This is a genomic window from Pseudomonas sp. PONIH3 (genome assembly GCF_002934345.1).
In the GTDB taxonomy this organism is placed as follows: domain Bacteria; phylum Pseudomonadota; class Gammaproteobacteria; order Pseudomonadales; family Pseudomonadaceae; genus Aquipseudomonas; species Aquipseudomonas soli.
The window spans coordinates 2,867,577-2,887,354 of record NZ_CP026386.1 but is presented as its reverse complement, the minus strand read 5'-3'; the positions used below and the strand labels follow the sequence as shown (position 1 = coordinate 2,887,354).

The following is a 19,778-nucleotide window of genomic DNA, read 5'->3' as shown; positions in this document are numbered from 1 at the left end:
TTGTCGATTACTTTCGTCATTTGAAGTCCTATTTAACCGCCGATTAATTGTCGGCTTGTTCCTTACCATCCTTGCTTTCTTTCTTTTGCTCTTGAGCGACTTGTTGTTTGTTCTGGTCCGAAGAGTCATCGCTCCATAGGCGAGCCTGTTCGGTTCGGAAGTTCTCGTTGAACTGTTTCGCTCGCTCGAAGCCGCCTTCAGCGTAAGCGGTACCCATGAGACCCAGCAGCAGGCTGCCAATAGCGATAGACTTGACAAATTTCATTGTGAACCTCGGTTCATACTAGGCCTACCTGATTAGCGGCCTTTGTTGGTTTGTAGTTTAGGAACGCGAAGCTAACGACAAGGTGAGTCAATAATTACAATTCCGTAATTTTGGCTGCAGATAGGATGCGTTAAATCGTCAAATCTGGAAGGATCATGTCTATCTCGGCACTGTCGAGGGCGACTTCGAATTTTGTCTTAAATTACAATTTTGATATCTAGCGCGTTAATTCAGCGCGGCGTTGTTGGCCGCCCTAGGAGATAGCCATGAATGACATAGAGCCCTGGGCAGTTGCTATCGGTGACTTTCGCCGCTGCACTGAAAAACTCACTGTCCAACTCGACGAGCTGACCTCGCAGACGCGCACCTCCAGCGCTGTTCTGGAGAGGTCGAACGAACTGGTGGAACAGGTGGACGCTGTCGGCCGGCAGATTCAGGAGGAGGTGCGAAAGGCGGAGAAGGCTTGGTCGAATGCGGAAGAAGTTGCCTTGCGCGCCGCTGCATCAGCATATTCAGCTGCATGCCGCGGAGTCGAAACCGCCATCCAGCCACTGATTTCGGAGCTTACAGCAGCGACAAAGGCCGCGGACGCCTCTATCCAGGAGCTCAAGCGTGCACCGGTGCTGGCCAAGCGTTATGTGATGGTGGTTGCCACGGCGTTCTTCATTCTGGCGCTGATCTGTGTCTACTCGACAATGCGCCTGATCGATGCCGCCGGCAGCGTAAGTGCTCAAGAGAAAGTGAATGCTCAGTACTTCTCCCACCTGTGGAAGAATGCCAATCCTGACGAGCAGAAGATCATCAAGTCGGTGATTCTGCGGTCGCCCATGGACCCTGTGGTCCTCCGGCACTGATGCATTGAGGCAAACAAAAAGGCCCGTCGATTGACGGGCCTAATCGTGTCTGCGCAATTTAAGCGGCGGTCATTGCCGGCTGCATTTGCTGGGCTGCGGGAAAGTGAAGGTGGAACCACGTGAAGTTTTCTTCGGTCACCTCCACGCTCGCCGACCCTTGGTGCAGGCTCATGATCGACTGCACAATGGCCAAGCCAAGACCGGTACCGCCTTCGCTCCGTGCTCGGCTCTTGTCCACACGGTAGAACCGCTCAAACAAGTGCGCATGGTGTTCCTTGGCAATACCGCGGCCGGGGTTGCCGACACTCAACGTCGTACCGCTCGCACTATGCTGCACCTTCACGTAGACCGTGCGGCCGCGAGGGCAGTAACGGATCGCGTTCGAGACCAGATTCGAGACGGCACGTTGAACCATCAGGCGGTTCCCGCGCACCACGTCATCACTGCCAGAGATCTGCAGCTGGATCTCGCCTTCTTCTGCCGAAATGCTGAAGAGATCGCACACTCGCTGAACCTCGTCCACCAAGGAAACGGGTTCGAACTCCACCATGGATGCTGGATGACTGACCTGGGCCAAGAACAGCATGTCGGAAACCATGCGGCTCATGCGGTCCAGCTCTTCTGTGCACGACTCTAGAACCTCCCGGTACTCGGAAAGCGATCGTTCTCTGGTCAAGGCAACCTGGGCCTTGCCCATTAGGTTGGAGAGCGGTGCCCGAAGTTCGTGAGCAAGGTCGTCAGAAAACTGCGAGAGCTGCTGAACCCCATCATCCAGGCGAGCCAGCATGATGTTGATACCGTCGGCGAGCTTCTTGAGTTCTGCAGGCATCCCATCAGTTGGAAGGCGATGGTCGAGGCTCTCGGTTGAGATCTTCGACGCGATCTTGAGGAACTTGGTCAGTGGCAGCAGGCCTCTGCGCACGGTCCACCAACCAATGGCCAGGATCAACGCGAGGATGACAGGGGACATCATTAGGCCCCAGGTTAACAACGCATCGAGTAGGGCTTCATTGGATGACTGATCAGCAGTCATGTAGACGCCGACCTCCGTACCATCGCCCAGAGTCATGGCCTGAGAAGCACTGAGCAGGGGGCGTCCGTTATAGTCGCTCCACTCATATTCCGTGGTCTGCGCCGCAGCCTGGAACCTATGAACCTCTCGATTGATCTGTTTGGAACCGATGGTGAGTAAAGGATCTTCACTCTCTGCGGACCTGTAGATGCTTACGTAGAGGTTGTTCTGGCCTGTGACCAAATCCACCAGCTTGTGCGAATCTGAACTGACATCGGCAATATCAGTGATTTCGGAAAGGCTGTGCGCCATTGCCTCCATTTTGACGCCGAGATCGATGCGAGCATTTCTATCCAGTGCTTGCCCAACCATCATGTAACCGAAGGTAGCGAACATCAGCAGCAGCGCTGCGCTCATCAATCCAACTTTTAGTCCCAGCTTTGCAGCCAGGCTGAATGGCCTCATGCGCGTTCCTCAAAAACGTACCCAACGCCACGAAGCGTGTGAATGAGCTTGGTTTCAAACGGGTCATCGATCTTCGAGCGCAAGCGCCGGATGGCTACATCGATGACATTGGTGTCGCAGTCGAAATTCATATCCCAGACCAACGAGATGATCTGAGAGCGAGTCAGCGCTTCGCCCGTTCGGCTCATGAGCAGGTGCAAAAGCGCAAATTCCTTGGTGGTGAGATCGATTCGTGTGCCACCGCGGAAAACGCGATGGCGGACGGAGTCGAGTTCTAGGTCGGCAATTTTCAGCGAGCTCTTCTCTACTAACTCATCACCACGGCGTTGCAGCGAACGGATGCGTGCAAGCAGCTCAGGGAATTCGAATGGCTTAACAAGGTAGTCATCCGCGCCGCCGTCCAAGCCCTTGAGCTTGTCATTGATGCGTCCGCGGGCGGTCAGCATGATGATGCGGACCCGGCTGCTCTTGCGGATGGTTTCCAGCAGATCCCAGCCGTCGATACCTGGGAGGTTCACGTCCAGCAGGACCAACGAATAGACATTAGTGTTGAACAAGTGCAGGGCATCTACACCGTTGTGCACGATATCTACGACATACCCGCTTTCGGATAGGCCCTGCTGAAGATATTCGGCAGTTTTAATTTCGTCTTCCACAACTAGAACGCGCATAACTTATCTCAAGGTGTGAGGAAGGAGTTGGCCTAATCCGCCATGGTTGCAGGCTGTTCGAAAGTTTGGCTGGGGGTATGGCATGTGGTAGTCGCTACCTCTGTCCATACGCCGGGTCACCTGAGGACGCTTGAATCTTAACGCGAAGAAGCTGGTCGCGGCGAAATCCTACAAATTTGTAATGTAGCCGCAAGATTTCTGACAGTCATGCAGGCTCCACCCTTGAGCTTAGCGGATTCTGGGGCCTGCAACGGTGTACGACAGCTTCGCCTGACGGGTGGAATCGGCCAGGACAGGCAGCATTTCTGCCGCTAGCTGGCGGGACTGGTACTGGCCTTGGATCGAGTGCCATGCAGGCAGTCCCCATGGACGGCCCCAAACCCCTGCGCCTTTCTGTGAATTAGTTCACGCGAGGGCTCAGTATTCTCTCGAATAATTATCTTACAATCTATTACATGTCCAAATTGTAATTGCGCGATCATCTTGGTGTTAGCCTCCTTTGCTAGTTTAACGGCAGCGTAAGAGGCATTGCTGCTTTGGAAATTGTCTCATTTCAAAGCAGCTTGGCAAGAGCGACGGGCAGTTGTTCACGCCAGTGCATTCACCTGTAAACCATACGCTCCTTTGGTAGGTGAATTTTAGCGCCCCCCTACGGGCGCTTTTTTATTAAGGGACTTCTTATGAACACTACTGTATCAGCGATCGCCGTGTTTATGCTCTTTACATCACTAACAGCCAATGCCCAAAGCGGTATGGAGATCAATCAACGCATTGAGCGATCTGCTAGAGAGGCTACTGCGGATTATGCTCAGCGCGTAAAAAAGCCCATGCCTCAGCTTGAAGACTACGCCTATGGCATGGACCTTGACGTTAGTAAGTTGGTGTATGTATCGCCCAGCGTGCGGTACTGCGGTAACGTGAGAAGCATGATGACCTACGAAGACTCAAAGGGCGAACTACATATGGTTCGCTACCTGGTCAAAGGTGAGTGCATCAATAGTCGTTGAACGGCCCCTGAATTGCAGTCCTGGCTCGTGACTTATAACAGCTCAATGCCAAATCGACGGAGCAGCAGGGCAAAGCCCCCAAAGCTCACCATGGTGATGACGATACTGCTGATAAGCGTTGGCCAGAATCCCAGTTTGGGCAGCAGCACTGGAAAAGCGATGAACATCGGCAGGGTCGGCAGCACGTACCAGAAGGTGTACCAAGCATGATTGGAGATCTTCTCCATGCTCTGGTTCTCCAGGTAAAGCCAGACCAGCGTCAAGACCGAGACCAGCAGCAGGGCGGCGACCAGCCCGCCCAGCTTGTCACTGCGCTTTGCCAGCTCCGATACGAGAATCACTAATCCGGCAGTGAGTAGATACTTCGTGATGATCCAAGCCATCGCTGAACCTTCTGGAGGTTATGGTCGGGGGCAGGCGAAGCCATTCACCAACCCCTCTCGAAGTGCTCCTGCCGTTTACGCCATCCTTCACCGCATGTCTTCTACGACATCACCCTCAGCCAGGAGGGTGATGTGTTTGTTTGGTTTTTACCGATCGATCAGTGTGAGGGCGACGGAACGCTTTCGTGGAAAGCTGCCCGCTCGATCTGGATGGTGCAGTGATGGATTTCGAATGCATCGCTGACAGCATCCACGACGGCCGCCAGCACAGCATCCCCATCTGCAGAATCCCGTATCACTACGTGCGACGTCATCACGTTGCTGCCACTGCTGACGGCCCAGACGTGCAAGTCATGAACGTCCGTAACGCCATCTACGCCGAGGATGGTAGCCTCGATTGCCGTCACGTCGAGCCCCCTCGGCACACCCTCCATGAGGATTCCCAGGCTTTCGCGAAGCAACTGCCACGTCCGCGGCAGAACCCAGAGGCCGATTGCCACAGCGACAATCGTGTCGACCCAAGTCCAGCCGGTGAAGCGGATGATGAGTGCCGCGATGATTACGCCTAGCGAGCCGAGCATGTCGCTCCAAACTTCGAGGTAGGCTCCTTTGACGTTGAGGCTCTCGTTGCTCGCAGATGCCAGAAGGCGCATCGAAATTAGGTTGATGATCAGGCCGGCGATTGCGATCCACATCATCGCTCCGGTAGCGATCTCCGCCGGCATGAAGAAGCGCTGGTAGGCCTCATACAAGATGTACATCGCCACCAGGAAGAGCAGCACGGCGTTGAACGTCGAAGCCAGAATTTCCAGGCGCGCATAGCCGAAGGTTCTTTTCTGATCTGCCGGCCGCTTGGCTATCTGAAGTGCAATCAGTGAGATCGCCAAGGCGGCAGTATCTGTGAACATGTGAGATGCGTCCGACAGCAGCGCCAGGCTGCCGGTAATCCACGCGCCGATCACTTCTGCAATCATGAAGCTGCCAGTCAAGGCGAGCGCCATGATTAGCTTCTTCTGATGCCCCTCGCGTACTGCAGCGCTGCCATGGTCGTGATTTGAACCCACGTATTTCTCCTTGCGCAGGGTTGTGGTCTCGTTGGCCTTCCTGTCTAGCTAGCCTTAGAGCGTCGCTTGGCCACACTGACTGCAAAATCTTGCTCCTGCACTCAGCAGCGAGCCGCAGGCGGTGCAACCACTCGATAGCGGTGTTCCGCAGTTTAGACAAAAGCGTGCTGACGGATCGTTGGCCGTCCGGCACTGCCTGCAGCCCTGCAGATCTTTGATGGGGGCTGGAGTGGCAGGGCGCCCGCCGTCATACACCTGATTGCCGCCGTCGCAGCCCTGCTGCCGGCCATGGCGATCATATTGCTCGGCCCCATGTCCCCCGCTGTGGTGCTTGCCTCCACCGTGGTTTTCACGACCATGGTGCCCGCCCAGGATGTTTTTGAAAAAGCTCATGGTATTCGCCCCTCATTGATGGGTGACATATTAACGAGCAAAAGTTGAAAATAATGTTCTGCTCGCGAGAAAGACTTGTAAGTTGAATTGAAAGTTCAAAATTAGCCTACGACAAAACGAAACCGTTTTGTTCGTGAAATTAAATTTATCTAGCTGAGCGGCGCATTGTTTTTGGTGGGTGGTATTCCCCTAATTTTGATCATAGCGTGATCATTGACAATCAAAGCAGCAGTTATTGGATTTCTGTCAGCATTGTAATCCCGAGGTCATCGTGTCGTTATCAGGTCCCGGAAATAATGCGCTCAGCGAGATTCATTTCTCTTTTTATCCCTATGCCTCACACATACTAAGCGTCCCCAACGCGTAGGGGCCCAAGGCCTCTGGCGCTCCGCACATTGCGCAATCGCTCAGCATCTGTCGACGGCTTGCCTTGTAGCTCCCGCTAACTCCATAGCTACCGCCATGGATAAGCAGCTTCCAGAGTTTGATAATGACACCTTCCAAATCCATTGTTCACACCCTGTTAAGCAAATGGATCTTTGCTATTCGCAATGCGCGGCAGAAAGGCATCAGTACTAATTTGCTAATCGGCCTGGTGACTTTTTGGTTGCTGCTATTCGCGAACGCTGAGCTCTGGAACGTGCTCTGGACGCTGGTATTCAAAACCGATGAAGTGAACTGGCTGCTAGCTGCTAGCCTCCCAGTCATAGTATTCGCATGGGTGTTTACCGTTCTGAGCTTGCTGTCATGGGGGCGGCTGGCCAAACCCTTGCTGTGTCTGGTACTGATCAGCGCGTCTTTCGCGAGTTACTTCATGAATGCCTACGGCATCGTGGTCGATTACACAATGTTCACCAACGTTGTGGAGACCGACGTCGCTGAGGCAACCGAGCTGCTGAATTGGAAGCTCGGTCTTTGGGTCGCAATGGTTGGGGTGTTGCCCGTCTACCTGATTGCCCGGGTTCCCCTCCGGCGTAAGCCTTGGGCCAAAGCTTTGGTCAGCAGGTTCATTGCTCTGTCGCTCGCTCTGTTGACCTTATCTGGCATCGCGTTGAGTCAGTACCAGTCGTATGCCTCCTTGCTGCGCAACAATCGGGAGATCCGGCTGATTCTGGTACCTACCAACTTGTTTGCGGCTGGCCATGGGTACCTGAAGCGTCAGCTGGCCTCACCTAAAACGCTGACGGCCATTGGTACTGATGCGGTAGTTAATCGACAGGGTGCGGCTCGTAAACCCAGGCTGCTGGTACTGGCAGTAGGAGAGACCGCTCGCTCCGCCAACTTCTCCCTCAACGGCTACTCCCGTGAAACGAATCCGGAACTAGAAAAGCGAAATGTCATTAGCTTCACGAACGTGAGCTCCTGCGGTACCGCCACCGCGGTCTCGCTGCCATGCATGTTCCTGGACGTGGGTAAGGCCCAGTACAAAGATGGCTTGGCCAAGAGCCGAGAAGGGCTGCTCGACGTGCTTCAACGCGCTGGCATCAGTGTCATGTGGACTGACAACAACTCGGGGTGCAAAGGGGTCTGCGACAGGATTCCCAACCACAAGGCTGCCTCTCACGCGGATTCCCAACTGTGCACCAGCGAGGAGTGTAAGGACGGGGTGCTGCTCACGGAGATGCAAGACTTCATCAAGCGCCAGGAAGGCGATGCTGTCCTGGTGCTCCACTACAAAGGCAGTCACGGCCCGGCCTACTACAAGCGCTACCCCTCGCAATTCAAGAAATTCGCACCGGTGTGCGAGACCAACGAGCTCGACAAATGTAAGCAGGAGGAGGTGGTCAATGCCTACGACAACTCAATCCACTACACCGATTATGTGACTGCAAATCTCATCGATATCCTGGCGGCCAACACCAAGTTCGACACTGCGCTAATGTACGTTTCGGACCACGGCGAATCGCTGGGGGAGGGTGGGCTCTATCTGCACGGGCTGCCTTACGCGATGGCTCCTGACGAGCAAACAAAGGTGCCGTTGGTACTTTGGATGTCTGACTCGCTCGCGAAGAGCGAAAAGGTCAACGTGGGTTGTTTGAAAGCTCAAACCACGTCACCGCTGAGCCACGACAACCTGTTCCACACCGTGCTCGGCATGATGAACGTCCAGACGTCCTCGTATCGCTCAGCGCTGGATTTCACAGCCCCTTGCAAGCCCTTGGCCGGAGGCTCTTATTCAGGCCTTTAAATGTTCGATATGGCCCGGATCATCGGCCAGGCGGCTCTGCACAAGCCTGCTTTGACAGCTGAGAGAAGCTGGACTAATTACATAGCTGCATCCAACAACCCAAGCGGAAAAGGAAGTTTTGCATGAGCATCAAGCCAGGCCCTAAGCGCACCAATGAAGATGGCACTCCGGACAAAAGGCAGCGAGTCACCCCTGAGAAGCAGAAGGACCATCCGGACCTGAAACCTCACAAGCACAAAAAGGGGGAGTAAGAGAAAAGCAGCTCTCGGGAGCTGCTTTTTTGTTTAGGCTGCGTGCAAACCTTCCTGACTGTAGTCGTGAGTCTTCTGCTTTGCGTGATCGGTTGGGGTTGTTTTAAGTCACTACAAGGTGGTCACTTGTCGGGCGCGACTCACAAAAAGCTTAGATCGGCTTGATTACCGCCTCGCTTTGGCTAGCTTGGAATCCATCGCTATCCATCGATTGCAGGGGGCTGCATGCGTTTGCACGGAGATGTTTATTGAAGCTGGGCAGATCCTACGCTTCATCACCGGACCCACGAAGAGATCCTGAATGACGGATTTTATCTCGACGTGCAGGTAAAGCTTTCGCGGAAAGCCGCAACGCAGCTGTTTATCGGTGTGTACGCGCCGTCGGGAACCGCGCTTTATGAGGAAGCGTTCGACACCCGGCCGAACGAATCAATGACGAGCGCGTTGGCCTGGGGAGTCGCCAGAGCGCGTGTCGTAGCTACGTTGTAAACCACTTTTTTTCACTGTAAGCCACTGTGGTTTACAGTGAAAAAAGTGGTTTACAGCAGGCCTCCTCAGGCTTGAGTCAGCTCCAGCAGATCGCCCAGTTCCTCCCGGGCCATCTTCACTCAACACTGAGCCAGTCGTGAGGTTGCACCGCACAAAGTCTTCCGCATCTATGTCCCGCTTGGCAGAATTCGAAGGCGTGATGTCTGTACCTCCTTCAAATCCGCGATCATGGTCATGCGCCGACGCGATGGCGCGGCGCTGCCATTTGACATTTAAGAGAATACGAAATATTTGCGTACGGTCTCTACTACTTCCCAAGTTCCGGAAAAGCCAGGCTCTATAATAAATTTGTCGCCTGCTTTGAGGTGAATTGGCTGCTTACCATCGGGGGTAATCACGCAATAACCTTCTTGGAAGTCGCAGTACTCCCATTTGGTATAGGCCACGCGCCATTTACCGGGCGTGCATATCCATGTACCCATAATCTTCGACCCATCTTCCGAGGTGTACGAGTTCAGATTGACAGTGTGAGGCTCGCCCGACAGCCGTTCCCAGGTGCATGCGTCAAGAACTGGTAAAGGGGAGGTGTCGCGCAGTACAACGATTAGGTCTTTCATAGAATGTGTTCGTGTGGTGATGATGTTTTGTAGCATCACAAAGTATGTCAGAAGAGAGATGTCTGTACCCGACACTAATATGCCCGTTTGCGAATTTCTGTCTAGGCTAACTCCATATGAAGGTGAGCGTTAGTGTTTTTTATATCTGATTATCAGCTCAAATGGTCGATGTTTCTATCCGGCCATTCAAAAACGATCTGAGGGTGGCGGTGGAAGGTGGTGATGTATTGAACTACGCTATACATGCGTCGCTGCAATAAACTAAATTGCATGAGAATAAAAATGCCAGAAGAATCTTATTGTAGCTATGATGAAGCTCGCCAGATAATTGCCGCGCTTAATATATGCACTGCCGGTCAATATAGGAGTCGATACAAAGAGCATGCGGGATTACCATCAAATCCCCCAATTTTCTTTGCGGGAAAAGGATGGGATTGTTGGTATGTGTTTCTGAGCAAGGCAAAGCCAGACTTATACGAATCGTTGTCGCAAGCACAGATTGCAGCAAGGTTTCTAGGTATTTCAACTCAGCTAGAATACGTGGCTCGTTATAAGGAAGACTCACGTCTGCCTTCCGATCCCGTACGGTTTTACGATGAATGCAAATCTTGGAGGCATTTCTTCCAAGAGGATTATGAGAAAGCTTATCCAACCTATGAAGAAGCAAAAAGCGCAGCGAGAAGGCTAGGTGTACACACCGCGAAAGAATATAAAAACCGTTACTTAGCCGATAAAAAACTGAGGAGTAATCCAAATGAAGTCTACGCGAAAACAGGTTGGAAAGGGTGGGGGCCGTTCCTTTCAGATGAGCTGGTTGCTATATACGCGAGCTATGAAGAGGCTAAGCAAGCGACAAAAAAGCTGGGGATTGTGAGTGTTCCGGATTATCGGAAAAGATACTACGAAGATCCCAGGCTCCCATCTAGCCCTGAAAAGGCTTATTCTGGCCGCGGCTGGACTAATTGGTATGATTTTTTTGATAGGCAGAAATCTAAATTTTATCCCACCTATTCAGAGATGGAGCAGGCGGTGCATAAATTGGGCATTACGAGTAAAGATGAGTATTTGGTTAGGCGTAAGGAAGACGAAAAATTACCCTGTGCGCCTTGGTCGGAGTACGCTTCTAAAGGCTGGGTCAGTTGGAAGTTTTTGTTTCGTTTCTTTAAACCGCTTTTTTATAGTGATTTGGCCGAGGCTAGCGCCGCTGCTCAGCGGTTGGGGATTATAAGTGCGTCTGACTATAGAGCTAAATATAAACTGGATCCTCGTCTGCCGTGCGACCCTAAGAGTCACTTTCTTCCATGGTCAGGATGGCCAAATTTCCTTGGGGTTGAGCGCGACAGGAATTACAAAACATATGAAGAAGCAAAAAAAGCTGCCGAAAAATTTGGTTTTAAGTCATATGCCGAGTATAGAGACGGATATAAGCAGGATCCTAGGCTGCCGAGTGCTCCCTATCGAGCCTTCAAGCACAAAGGCTGGATCAGTATACAAGACTTTCTTTCGCTGGAAATAGCTCCTGATTATTCAGATAGCTACCCATGCTTGTGTGATGTATATGAGAAACATTTGAGGTTTCAAACAAATTATGCAATACGTCGCATGGCGTTGAGGGTGCTGATAAACGGATACTTTCACGAATTAAATTTACCTGATGATCCAAAATTTTTATTATTAAGGGCTAATAAGTTTAATGCTGCGCTGTATATATCATTGATTGAGTCTCAGGCAGAGTCCCTGAAGCAGCAGGTACACACGTCAATTTCGACATTTTTTCAGTGGGTTCTCGACGAAGAATGTACAGATGTCGATGGGGATGAGAGCGTCGTGCTAAACGACTTCAGAAATCCGTTTTCTAGCATCCTCGCCGGATTCGCCAAAGGGTTAGGCTATTCTAAACTAGGTCAGACGAATAAACCCTCGCTTGGTTACGAGTATATTTTGAGAGCTAGAAACTACCTCGTTCCTGATTATGAGATGTCTCTATCACGACGCGTGTCCCTAAGCCAGTTAGAGCATCTCCAAGAGTTCTTCGATAGCCGCGGAGACTGGCTTGATGTCCCATTATCGAAAATTGATGTCGATGATCCTCATACGGTATGGCGAAAGCTTGAGCGAATTGAGCGGGTTGTTGCTGGGAAACGGCGCAGAGTAGTTGTGTATCAGGTATGGTCTCCGGTTCGGTTTGTAGCGCTTTATACCTTGCTAAGGTTTCCATTACGGGGGCAACAGATTCTGTGGCTGGATAGCGGAGAGGCTGACCGAGAGGTCGGAGTTGTTGACATGGAAACTGGTACAATTGAGTGGAGGAAGAATACTGGGCATCTTGCTTTGCGTGGCACCAGGAGCAGTACACCTCAGGCGGCAGTTCAAAAAGGAATAAATGGATATCCAAAGTTCTATTGCACAACTAATAAAACTGGTGCTCGTGATCAAGGATACGAAGTCGAATGGATTCCAGAGGATTTGGCGTATTGGTTGTTGGTGTTGAGGGACTGGCAGGAAAAATACTCACCGCTTGATTACCCCACACCATGGACTTCGATAAAAACACACGCAGAGATCAATAGTGAGATTTTGAAATCTCGGGGTAGCCAATGCTTTCTTTTTCGACAAGATAAAACGGGTCAGCCTATTACTACGGCAACGGCCTTCCAGACCACATTGCCTAAGCTACTTTATCTCATTCAACGGGGTGGGGAAGATCTAGCCAGGAAAAACAGTCAGTACGGACCTCGTTATCTTAGTGACTACACTCCTCACTGCTTGAGGGTAAGTCTCATCACCGCCTATATAGCGGACGGGGATGCGCCGATACATATAGTGTCGAAGCTGGTTGGGCATGCAGCGCTCGTCATGACCATTCACTATGTGAGTCTTAAGGAACACCAAATGCGGAGGCCTATGCAAGAGGCCGAGAAGCGTGCTGAATATACCGCCTGTGATAATTTGGTGCGAGACGTGCTTGCCAATGGCTTGCAATCGCAAGCTAGGAATTTGATTGCAACTGACGGAAATAGGATTTTTTTCGAGAAGTCATCGACAAAATCTGCAAACGTAATTTTTGATTGGGGAATATGCCCGATGTCGGCTGCCGCCTGCAATATAGGTGGTGATCTCATTGAGAATGTATATGCCGCGGTTGAAGCTGGGTATCTAGGGCAGAAAAATTGTCCTCGTTGTCGTTTCTTTGTTTCAGGGATAGCATTCTTAGGAGGATTGGTTTCATTGGCGAATGAGATAGCTCTTGAAATTCATGATGAAAGCGGTAGATATCAAGCTTATACAGCTGAACTGGATGAGTTGGAAAGCGCCTGGTACGATGCGAGCATCAAAGATCTACCATTTGATCGGGAGCTGGACCGTAAACGTTCAGTCGCTCAACAGCAACAAAGTGCAGCAAAACTCGAAGTGTTGTTACGTGACTATGGGGCTGTCAATCGCTACGTAATGGGTTGCGTAAAAGCAATCGATCACACTGAGTCAGAAAATAGTGAGGCAGAGCTTAAGTTAGTTGTTTCGGAAGACCTGAAGGAGATGAGCTTCAGGGCCTCAGAGTCGACCTACCATCTGCTGTCTGAAATCTGTCAAAATGCAACTATTTACAGATCTGCGAACCCATCTCGTGCCTTGCCATTGATTTCAGAAATGATCGACAGGATGGCAGCTAATAACGGGTTGCGGCCAGCAATGTATAAGCTTACAAATGCGCAAAAGCTTGCTGCATGCAATCAGTTAAATTCGTTGCTGATGAGTCGTCTGCATTCCTGGGAAAGAATCGATAATTTGATCTCAGGGAAGTTAATGATATTGGATGTTGATGAATATCAAGCCGGTTTGACTCCCATAACATCCGAAATCAAGGCGATTTTTTCGAATTACGTATCGCTTACCTCTGGTGCGCATGGAGACGAGAATGATGAGTGAGCTTCCAGAAGTGGTATTTGAAAGGTTGACATCCGAAGCAAGTGACTCTCGACGCCGTCGAAGTCTGGAGGCGATCAACGAAGCTTGTAAGATTGCTGCGAGCCTTGAGGTAAAGGACTTCTCATACAGAGCTCTGCTGGCTATGGGACAAGCTCGCGGCTTGGCAGTACCCAGTGAAAAGTCGATTGTGAATCCTACAGGGGAACATTACAGATTGCTAATCCATGCTTGGAAACAAGCATCGATGCCAGCTCCAACGCATCAATTCTCTGATGCATTATCTTGGGTCTCGAGTATCGAAGATCCGGTGCTGAAGTTAAATGTTTCTTTGCTGGTAAAGGAGTTGAAGGCGTTAAAATCAAAGATGCGTCGACAGCTTTCTAGTGGCATGACGCCCATTTTTTTAGGTGCGGTTGAAGGGAAAACACCTGAAACATACTTTCGGCTGAGGGAGGTTGAATTATCGGCGCTGAGGTTTGCAATCGATGAGGATAATCTGCGTCAGATGGGACAGACAATCGGGCCTCGTGGCGAGGTCTCGGACTCCAAGGGCCGTATCATTCAAAAACCGGGATTCAGAGATGCGATTGAGAAAGTGTTGACCTTGGAGAGGGGAGGTTAGCAAAGGGCCTTATCGGTGGCTTCGATTTAGGAACTGGATGCTGGGGTATCCTAAAATTATTCCCAAAAAAAAATCAAGAAAAACAAGTCGATAACGTATTTTTGTTGGTTTTGGGATATTTTTGGTTTCACTAAGCGAGGAAATGGCAGTACTCCCACTTCTCGTAGTTGACCTCGAACTTGCCCGGCGTGCAGATCCAGGTGCCCATGATCTTGCTGCCGTCGGCGGACAGGTAGGCGTTCAGGTTGACGGTGTGCGGGTCGCCGCCGATGCGCTTCCATTTGGTCGCGTCGACCACCGGGGTCGGACAGGTTTCGCGCAGGACGGTGATGAAGTCGGACATGGCATGGCTCCAGGTAACAGGTGAGATGACGCGTCACCATAGGGCCATCGAAGTACGGGCAGTTGCCTGGGCTCGACGTCCAGCTGTCAGAGCGCGCTATCTCAACCCAAGCCTGCCGATCGGCCAGGCTTCACGCCCACCAGTAACGCACGAAGTGGAAGAACACGGGCGCTGCGAAGCACACCGAGTCCATGCGGTCGAGCATGCCGCCGTGGCCTTCGATCATGTGGCCCCAGTCCTTCACTCCGCGGTCGCGCTTGATCGCCGACATCACCAGCCCTCCAAAGAAGCCCATGGCATTGACCGTCAGCGCCATCAGCGCCGCCTGCCAGAAGGTGAACGGGGTGATCCAGCACAGCAGGGCGCCGACCAGGGTCGCCAAGGCCACGCCGCCGGCCAGGCCTTCGACGGTCTTCGACGGCGACAGGTTGGGCGCCACCTTGCGCTTGCCGAACAGCTTGCCGCAGACGTACTGCAGCACGTCGCTGATCTGCACCACCAGGATCAGCCAGGCGATCAGCAGCAGGTTGCGGCCTTCGTAGCCGGGGATGTCCAGGGTCATCAGCGCCGGCACCGAAGACACGCAGTACACCGCGATCATCAGGCCCCACTGCACCTTCGAGGCGCGCTCGAGGAAGCGCGTGGTGTCGCCGCCGAAGCTGGCGAGGATCGGCAGCAGCAGGAACAGGTACACCGGGATGAAGATGCTGAACAGGCCGTACCAGTCCATGGCGATCAGCAGGTACTGCACCGGCAACGCCACGTAGAACGCCGCCACCAGGGCGGGGTAGTCGCTGCGTCGGGTCGGGGTGAGGGTCATGAACTCGCGCAGGGCGTAGAACGAGACGCCGTAGAACAGCACGATGACGCCGTACTTGCCGAACAGGAAGGCGATGCCGATCACCAGCACCATCACCCACCAGGCATTGATGCGCGCGTTGAGGTTGTCGATCACCGCATGTGGCGCGGGGCCGGCACGCCACTTGAGCAGGCGGCCGACGAGGCTGGCGAGCAGCAGCAGGGCGCCGATACCGGCGAATAGCGACAGGGTGTTGTGATCCATCTCAGGCTTCCTTCGGGGCCAGGTTCAGCAGGGCCTGGCGGGCCCGCTCGAGAAAGGCATGCTTGGCTTCGTCCTGCTGCAGGTGCAGCGGCTCGCCGAAACTCAGGGTGCACAACAGCGGCAGCGGCAGGGCGCGTCCTTTGGGCATGACCCGGTTGAGGTTGGCGATCCACACCGGCACCAGCTCTACCTGCGGGTTGGCCGAGGCCAGGTGGAACAGGCCGCTCTTGAACGGCAGCAGCGGGTCATCGGTGAGGTTGCGCGTGCCTTCCGGGAAGAAGATCAGCGAGTCACCCTGGGCAAAGGCGTCGAGCACCGGTTGCAGTGGGTTGCCCTCGCAGGCCTGCTGGCGATCGATCAGCACGCCGTTGAACACCTGGCGGATCAGGAAGTCGCGGATGCCCGGCTTGCACCAGTAGTCGGCGCCGGCCACTGGCCGGGTGCGGCGGCGCAGCGGCTCGGGCAGCGCGGCCCAGAGCAGCACGAAGTCACCGTGGCTGCTGTGGTTGGCGAAGTACAGGCGCTGCACCGGTTGCGGCGTGCAGCCCAGCCACAGGGCGCGGGCACCGGTGATCAGGCGGGCGGCGGAGGTGATGACGAAGGCAGTCAGGCTGGCGAGCATCGGGGTTATCCGGTGAAGGGAAGGGTGACGGCGAGCAGCACCTGCGCGGCCAGGCACAAGGCCTGACGGCGCAGCAGGGCCAGGGCAGCCTCGCTGCGTGCAGGCCAGCCGCGTGGATCGTCGGCGGTCGGTTTCAGGCGCAGTTCGAACAGGGCACGGTCCAGGGCCTGGGTATCAGCGGGCAGGCTGTCGCGGCTGGCGAGCCGGGCGAACAGCTCGGCATCCAGGGCAACGCGTATGGCCCAGTACTTGTGCGCCAGGCCAAGCGCCAGCAACGTTGCGCAGAACACCCGGGGCAGCGCTGGCAGCGGCACGCCCAGCATGGGCGCCAGGCTGCAGGCCAGGGCCAGCAAGGTGATGCCGTCCGACCAGCGCTCCAGTTGGCGGCCACGGGCGAGCAGGCTGGCGACGACGAGCAGGTTCATGGCTGTGTCTCCAGCGGCTGCAGGGCCTGGCGGTGGGCTGGATGCAATACCACGCCGGGGCGCGCCTGGCGGATCAGTGTTTCGGCATGCGCGATTGCCTTGCAGCGACCGCTGACCACCAGCCAGGCGGCGACTGCGCTGGCGCTGCGTGAGTAGCCCAGTGCGCAGCAGACCAGTACCGGGCCGTGCCGGCGCAGGTGTTCGATAGCCTCGGCAGCTTGCTGCAAGGTCTGCGTGTCAGGGGCGACCAAGTCCAGTGACGGCAGGTTCAGGTAGGACTGCGAAGCCTGTGGCGTCTGCTCGTGGCAGCGCGCTTGCCCCGCGATGAGGGCTCTGCAGGCGAGCTCCGCGCTGAGGTCGATCACCGCCTGGAACTGCACCGCGTCACCCGCGCCCGGCACACGCCCGAGGTATACCCCCTCGCATACCTCATCCGCCTGCGGGTGGCGCCAGGTCCACAGCCTTGAATTGATCCAGGCCGCAATCAGGTAAGGCGCCAGCAATGCCGTCGCCGCGACCGACAGCCGGCCATCGCTGTCTTTCTGGAAGCCTTGCGCCCCGAACAGTGCGTAGTTCAACGCTACCAGCAGCAGTGAAAACGCAGGCCAGAGCAGCCACAAGGCGGAGTGCCCCAGCTTGAACCCGAGCACGGCCAGCAGCAGCGCGCCCAGTCCATAACGCAACGCCAGCCGCCAGCGTTTGGGATCGCGTGCCAGGCGCGCCTGCTGCCAGGGCAACGGCCCTTGTTGCGGCCACAGCCACAGGCAGACGAACCCGGCCAACGCCCCGGTCGGCACATCGATGAAGTGATGCTGCCAGGTGCTCAGGACCGACAGCCCGATCAGCCCCATCCAGCCGTGCACCAGCCAGCGCCAGGCGGGATGCCGCGCATGGCGGGCGAACATCGTCCAGATGATCACCAACAGCGCGATATGCAGCGAAGGCGCCTGGTTGTAGGGCTTGTCGAAGCCCATCAGCACATCGAACAGCCAGCCGAACAGCCCCGACAGCTCGGGGCGCTCGAAGGTGAAGCGCAGCGGCCAGAGCAGGAAGCAGGCCACGCAGATCACCTGTGCCGTGAGCAATGCCAGGGCATGTCGGTCCATCTCGCGACGTGTACGCGGCAGCAGGAACGACAACCCGTACAGCAGGTCGATCGACCAGTACGGGATGATCGTCCACGGCCACAGCGGCATGTGCCGTTCCCAGGCGAACACCAGGCTGCTGATATCGTCGCGTCCGGCCGTGTAGGAGTTGGCCAGGCCGTAGCTGAGGAAAAACAACGGCCCGAGTAACAGCAGCCAGAGCACGCCACGGCGGATCAGCCCGGTTTCACGGACCATCAGCGCACCCGCTGCGCCAGGCTGACGCTGAAGATGCCCCATTCATCGATGCGCTGGGTGATCTTGCGGAACCCTGCGGCCTCGACCAACTGATCCATCTCTGCCTGGCTGCGTCGGCGCATAACCCAGGCCTGGCCGCCGCGGTGGCTAGTCAGGGCGCGAGCGATCATCTCCAGCTGCGGATGCCAGGGCTGGCCTGTGTAGACCAGGTAGCCGCCGTCCTCGACGGCATCGGCCAAACCCGCCAGTGAATTGCCGACCAGCTCGTTGCTGGCGAACAGCTCGTAGAGCCCCGAGACCACCGCGAGGGTGGGGTGTGGGGTGAGGCTGGCCAGGCTTTGCCGATCGAAGGCATCACCCTGGACGAAGCGGGCGATCTCGCCGAGGTCTTTTTCGCTGATCAGTGCGTTGCCCTGTTGCACGTTCAGCTCGCTGTAGTCGCGCAGCAGGATCGAGTCGGGCAGTTGCTGCAGGCCTTGCAAGGCCTCGAGGATATAGCGGCCATGGCCGGCGGCGATATCGACGATATGGACCGGGCGCTGCTGCTCGCGCAACCGGGCGATGGCCAGGCGCAACAGCTCCTCGACGTTCAGCTTGCGCTGGCGGATACCGCGCCAGCCGATGGCGTCCAGGTAGTTCCGGTCGACCAGCTCGCCCAACCGGCCTTTGCCGGTTGGTGTATTGCGGTAGACGTAGTCGAGGGTCGAGCCGGAGTCGAAGCCGGTGTCGAAGCCCAGTTTCACCCCCTCGGAAAGGCCCTTGCCCAACTGCAGGCCGGCGCGGGTGGCGCGCCAGTAGAGGTCGCGTGGCGAATGGCGTGGCAACGGCGCAGCCAGGCTCTCGGCCTCGGCGCAGCTGGCGCCGCTCCTGTCGGCGTCCAACAAGGAAGGGCGCGCTGGCGGCGCGTCGAAGCAGTGCTCGACGAAGCGTTCGATCCGCGCCAGGGCGTGGGCGCGGTCGCGCTCGCCAAGGGTGTCATGGAAGAAGCCTGGCAGGATGTGCTTTTCCTTGCGTGCGCTGCCCAGGCGATCGAAGAAATGCTCCTGCGGCTTGCGCTCGACCACCAGGTCCGCGCCGGAGATCAACAGTTGCGTCGGCACCTGGATTGCCTGGGCGTCGGCCAACACGCGGTCGGCGGCGTCATACAGGCCCAGCAGCATGGTGACCGAAATGGGCCGGCTGATCAGCGGGTCGGCGACATAGGACATGACCCGCTCCGGGTCATGGGTCAACAGGCGCGGCTTGACGTAGCTGTTGACGAAGAAGTTGCCGCGCAGGGCCTTCATCAGCTTCAGCCCGGGGCGGGCGAAGGGCACATAGAGTTTGACCTTGAACGCCGGCGAAGCGAGCACCAGGCAGCGCACCCTGGGCGCATAGTCGTGGGCCCAGGTGGCGATCAGTACCGCGCCGACGCTTTGCGCCAGCACCACCATATCGGGTTCGGCGATGCCATGGCTGGCCTGGAGGTGCTCGATGAAGGTCTGCACGTCGCGCACGCTGGTGGCGAAGCCCGGGCTGTCGCCGCGTGCTCCTGGCGATTGGCCATGGCCACGGGCGTCCCAGGCGAAGAAATCATAACCGGGCATGTTCAGTTCGTCGGCCAGGTGGGCCATGCGCCCGCCGTGCTCGTGGCCGCGGTGGAACATCACCACGGCGCGGCGTGGTTGATGCTCGTTGCGCGTGGCGGGCCAGTGGCGATAGTGCAGCTCGACGCCGTCATGGGTGCAGAAATGCAGCGATTGCGCTTGGCGCATGGCGAATATCCTTGTCCGGC

Annotated in this window: 18 protein-coding genes and 2 pseudogenes; 7 read left to right on the top strand and 13 right to left on the bottom strand. The window is 55.5% G+C overall.

What is annotated here, in order from left to right; genetic code table 11:
- Positions 1–43: 43 nt before the first annotated feature.
- Positions 44–265: a hypothetical protein gene (locus tag C3F42_RS13365; RefSeq protein ID WP_003253450.1), complete on the bottom strand. Its 222-nt coding sequence runs from the start codon at positions 263–265 to the stop codon at positions 44–46.
- A 266-nt stretch (positions 266–531) separates the two neighbouring features.
- Between C3F42_RS13365 and C3F42_RS13360 the strand changes: the two genes are divergently transcribed.
- The gene (locus tag C3F42_RS13360; protein WP_004576065.1) at positions 532–1,119 is read left to right on the top strand and encodes a hypothetical protein; all 588 of its coding nucleotides are present in this window, start codon (positions 532–534) and stop codon (positions 1,117–1,119) included.
- 58 nt (positions 1,120–1,177) lie between these two features.
- On the opposite strand, the gene C3F42_RS13355 is transcribed toward C3F42_RS13360, so the two are convergent.
- Positions 1,178–2,596: a heavy metal sensor histidine kinase gene (locus C3F42_RS13355; protein WP_059183344.1), complete on the bottom strand. Its 1,419-nt coding sequence runs from the start codon at positions 2,594–2,596 to the stop codon at positions 1,178–1,180.
- The gene (locus C3F42_RS13350) at positions 2,593–3,267 is read right to left on the bottom strand and encodes a heavy metal response regulator transcription factor (protein ID WP_059183343.1); all 675 of its coding nucleotides are present in this window, start codon (positions 3,265–3,267) and stop codon (positions 2,593–2,595) included. Before C3F42_RS13350 ends, C3F42_RS13355 begins: the two co-directional genes overlap by 4 nt.
- A gap of 680 nt (positions 3,268–3,947) precedes the next feature.
- Between C3F42_RS13350 and C3F42_RS13345 the strand changes: the two genes are divergently transcribed.
- On the top strand, positions 3,948–4,274 hold the full coding sequence (locus C3F42_RS13345) for a DUF2790 domain-containing protein (protein ID WP_004577661.1): 327 nt from the start codon (positions 3,948–3,950) through the stop codon (positions 4,272–4,274).
- A gap of 32 nt (positions 4,275–4,306) precedes the next feature.
- Here the strand turns inward: C3F42_RS13345 and C3F42_RS13340 are convergent, their stop codons facing one another.
- The 3 genes from C3F42_RS13340 to C3F42_RS13330 all read right to left on the bottom strand — a co-directional run bounded on the left by C3F42_RS13340 (position 4,307) and on the right by C3F42_RS13330 (position 6,114).
- A complete protein-coding gene (locus C3F42_RS13340; RefSeq protein WP_104444538.1) occupies positions 4,307–4,657 on the bottom strand; it encodes a DUF3147 family protein in 351 nt (116 codons plus the stop codon).
- 158 nt (positions 4,658–4,815) lie between these two features.
- On the bottom strand, positions 4,816–5,721 hold the full coding sequence (locus C3F42_RS13335; protein ID WP_004577663.1) for a cation diffusion facilitator family transporter: 906 nt from the start codon (positions 5,719–5,721) through the stop codon (positions 4,816–4,818).
- A 54-nt stretch (positions 5,722–5,775) separates the two neighbouring features.
- Positions 5,776–6,114 carry a zinc ribbon domain-containing protein gene (locus C3F42_RS13330; protein WP_080635014.1) on the bottom strand — a complete coding sequence of 113 codons (339 nt, stop codon included), beginning with the start codon at positions 6,112–6,114 and terminating at the stop codon, positions 5,776–5,778.
- Positions 6,115–6,604: 490 nt separating this feature from the next.
- Between C3F42_RS13330 and C3F42_RS13325 the strand changes: the two genes are divergently transcribed.
- The 3 genes and pseudogenes from C3F42_RS13325 to C3F42_RS29890 all read left to right on the top strand — a co-directional run bounded on the left by C3F42_RS13325 (position 6,605) and on the right by C3F42_RS29890 (position 9,042).
- Positions 6,605–8,302, top strand: coding sequence for a phosphoethanolamine transferase (locus tag C3F42_RS13325; RefSeq protein ID WP_104444537.1), 1,698 nt, complete (start codon positions 6,605–6,607; stop codon positions 8,300–8,302).
- A 122-nt stretch (positions 8,303–8,424) separates the two neighbouring features.
- Entirely contained in the window at positions 8,425–8,553 is a 129-nt protein-coding gene (locus C3F42_RS29895) for a hypothetical protein (protein WP_003253468.1), read from the top strand.
- Positions 8,554–8,778: 225 nt separating this feature from the next.
- Positions 8,779–9,042, top strand: a pseudogene (locus C3F42_RS29890) (hypothetical protein).
- 272 nt (positions 9,043–9,314) lie between these two features.
- Here C3F42_RS29890 and C3F42_RS13315 read toward each other — a convergent pair.
- A complete protein-coding gene (locus C3F42_RS13315; protein ID WP_004577665.1) occupies positions 9,315–9,659 on the bottom strand; it encodes a cupin domain-containing protein in 345 nt (114 codons plus the stop codon).
- Between the two features lie 282 nt (positions 9,660–9,941).
- Between C3F42_RS13315 and C3F42_RS13310 the strand changes: the two genes are divergently transcribed.
- Both C3F42_RS13310 and gmtX read left to right on the top strand, forming a co-directional pair.
- Positions 9,942–13,586, top strand: a complete 3,645-nt coding sequence (locus C3F42_RS13310) for a VPA1269 family protein (RefSeq protein ID WP_158508110.1) — start codon at positions 9,942–9,944, stop codon at positions 13,584–13,586.
- Positions 13,576–14,208: a gamma-mobile-trio protein GmtX gene (gene gmtX / locus C3F42_RS13305; protein WP_059183340.1), complete on the top strand. Its 633-nt coding sequence runs from the start codon at positions 13,576–13,578 to the stop codon at positions 14,206–14,208. The genes C3F42_RS13310 and gmtX overlap by 11 nt, the downstream gene beginning before the upstream one ends.
- A 136-nt stretch (positions 14,209–14,344) precedes the next feature.
- Here the strand turns inward: gmtX and C3F42_RS13300 are convergent.
- From C3F42_RS13300 to C3F42_RS13275, 6 genes and pseudogenes are all read right to left on the bottom strand, one after another.
- A pseudogene (locus C3F42_RS13300) lies at positions 14,345–14,551 on the bottom strand (cupin domain-containing protein); the annotation flags it as partial.
- Positions 14,552–14,681: 130 nt separating this feature from the next.
- A complete protein-coding gene (locus C3F42_RS13295; RefSeq protein ID WP_023631694.1) occupies positions 14,682–15,614 on the bottom strand; it encodes a phosphatidate cytidylyltransferase in 933 nt (310 codons plus the stop codon).
- 1 nt (position 15,615) lies between these two features.
- Positions 15,616–16,236, bottom strand: coding sequence for a 1-acyl-sn-glycerol-3-phosphate acyltransferase (locus C3F42_RS13290; protein ID WP_104444536.1), 621 nt, complete (start codon positions 16,234–16,236; stop codon positions 15,616–15,618).
- A gap of 5 nt (positions 16,237–16,241) precedes the next feature.
- Positions 16,242–16,661: a hypothetical protein gene (locus tag C3F42_RS13285; protein WP_094010344.1), complete on the bottom strand. Its 420-nt coding sequence runs from the start codon at positions 16,659–16,661 to the stop codon at positions 16,242–16,244.
- The gene (locus C3F42_RS13280) at positions 16,658–18,004 is read right to left on the bottom strand and encodes a phosphatase PAP2/dual specificity phosphatase family protein (protein ID WP_104444535.1); all 1,347 of its coding nucleotides are present in this window, start codon (positions 18,002–18,004) and stop codon (positions 16,658–16,660) included. Before C3F42_RS13280 ends, C3F42_RS13285 begins: the two co-directional genes overlap by 4 nt.
- Positions 18,004–19,758 carry a bifunctional alpha/beta hydrolase/class I SAM-dependent methyltransferase gene (locus tag C3F42_RS13275; RefSeq protein WP_104444534.1) on the bottom strand — a complete coding sequence of 585 codons (1,755 nt, stop codon included), beginning with the start codon at positions 19,756–19,758 and terminating at the stop codon, positions 18,004–18,006. Before C3F42_RS13275 ends, C3F42_RS13280 begins: the two co-directional genes overlap by 1 nt.
- Between the last annotated feature and the right edge of the window lie 20 nt (positions 19,759–19,778).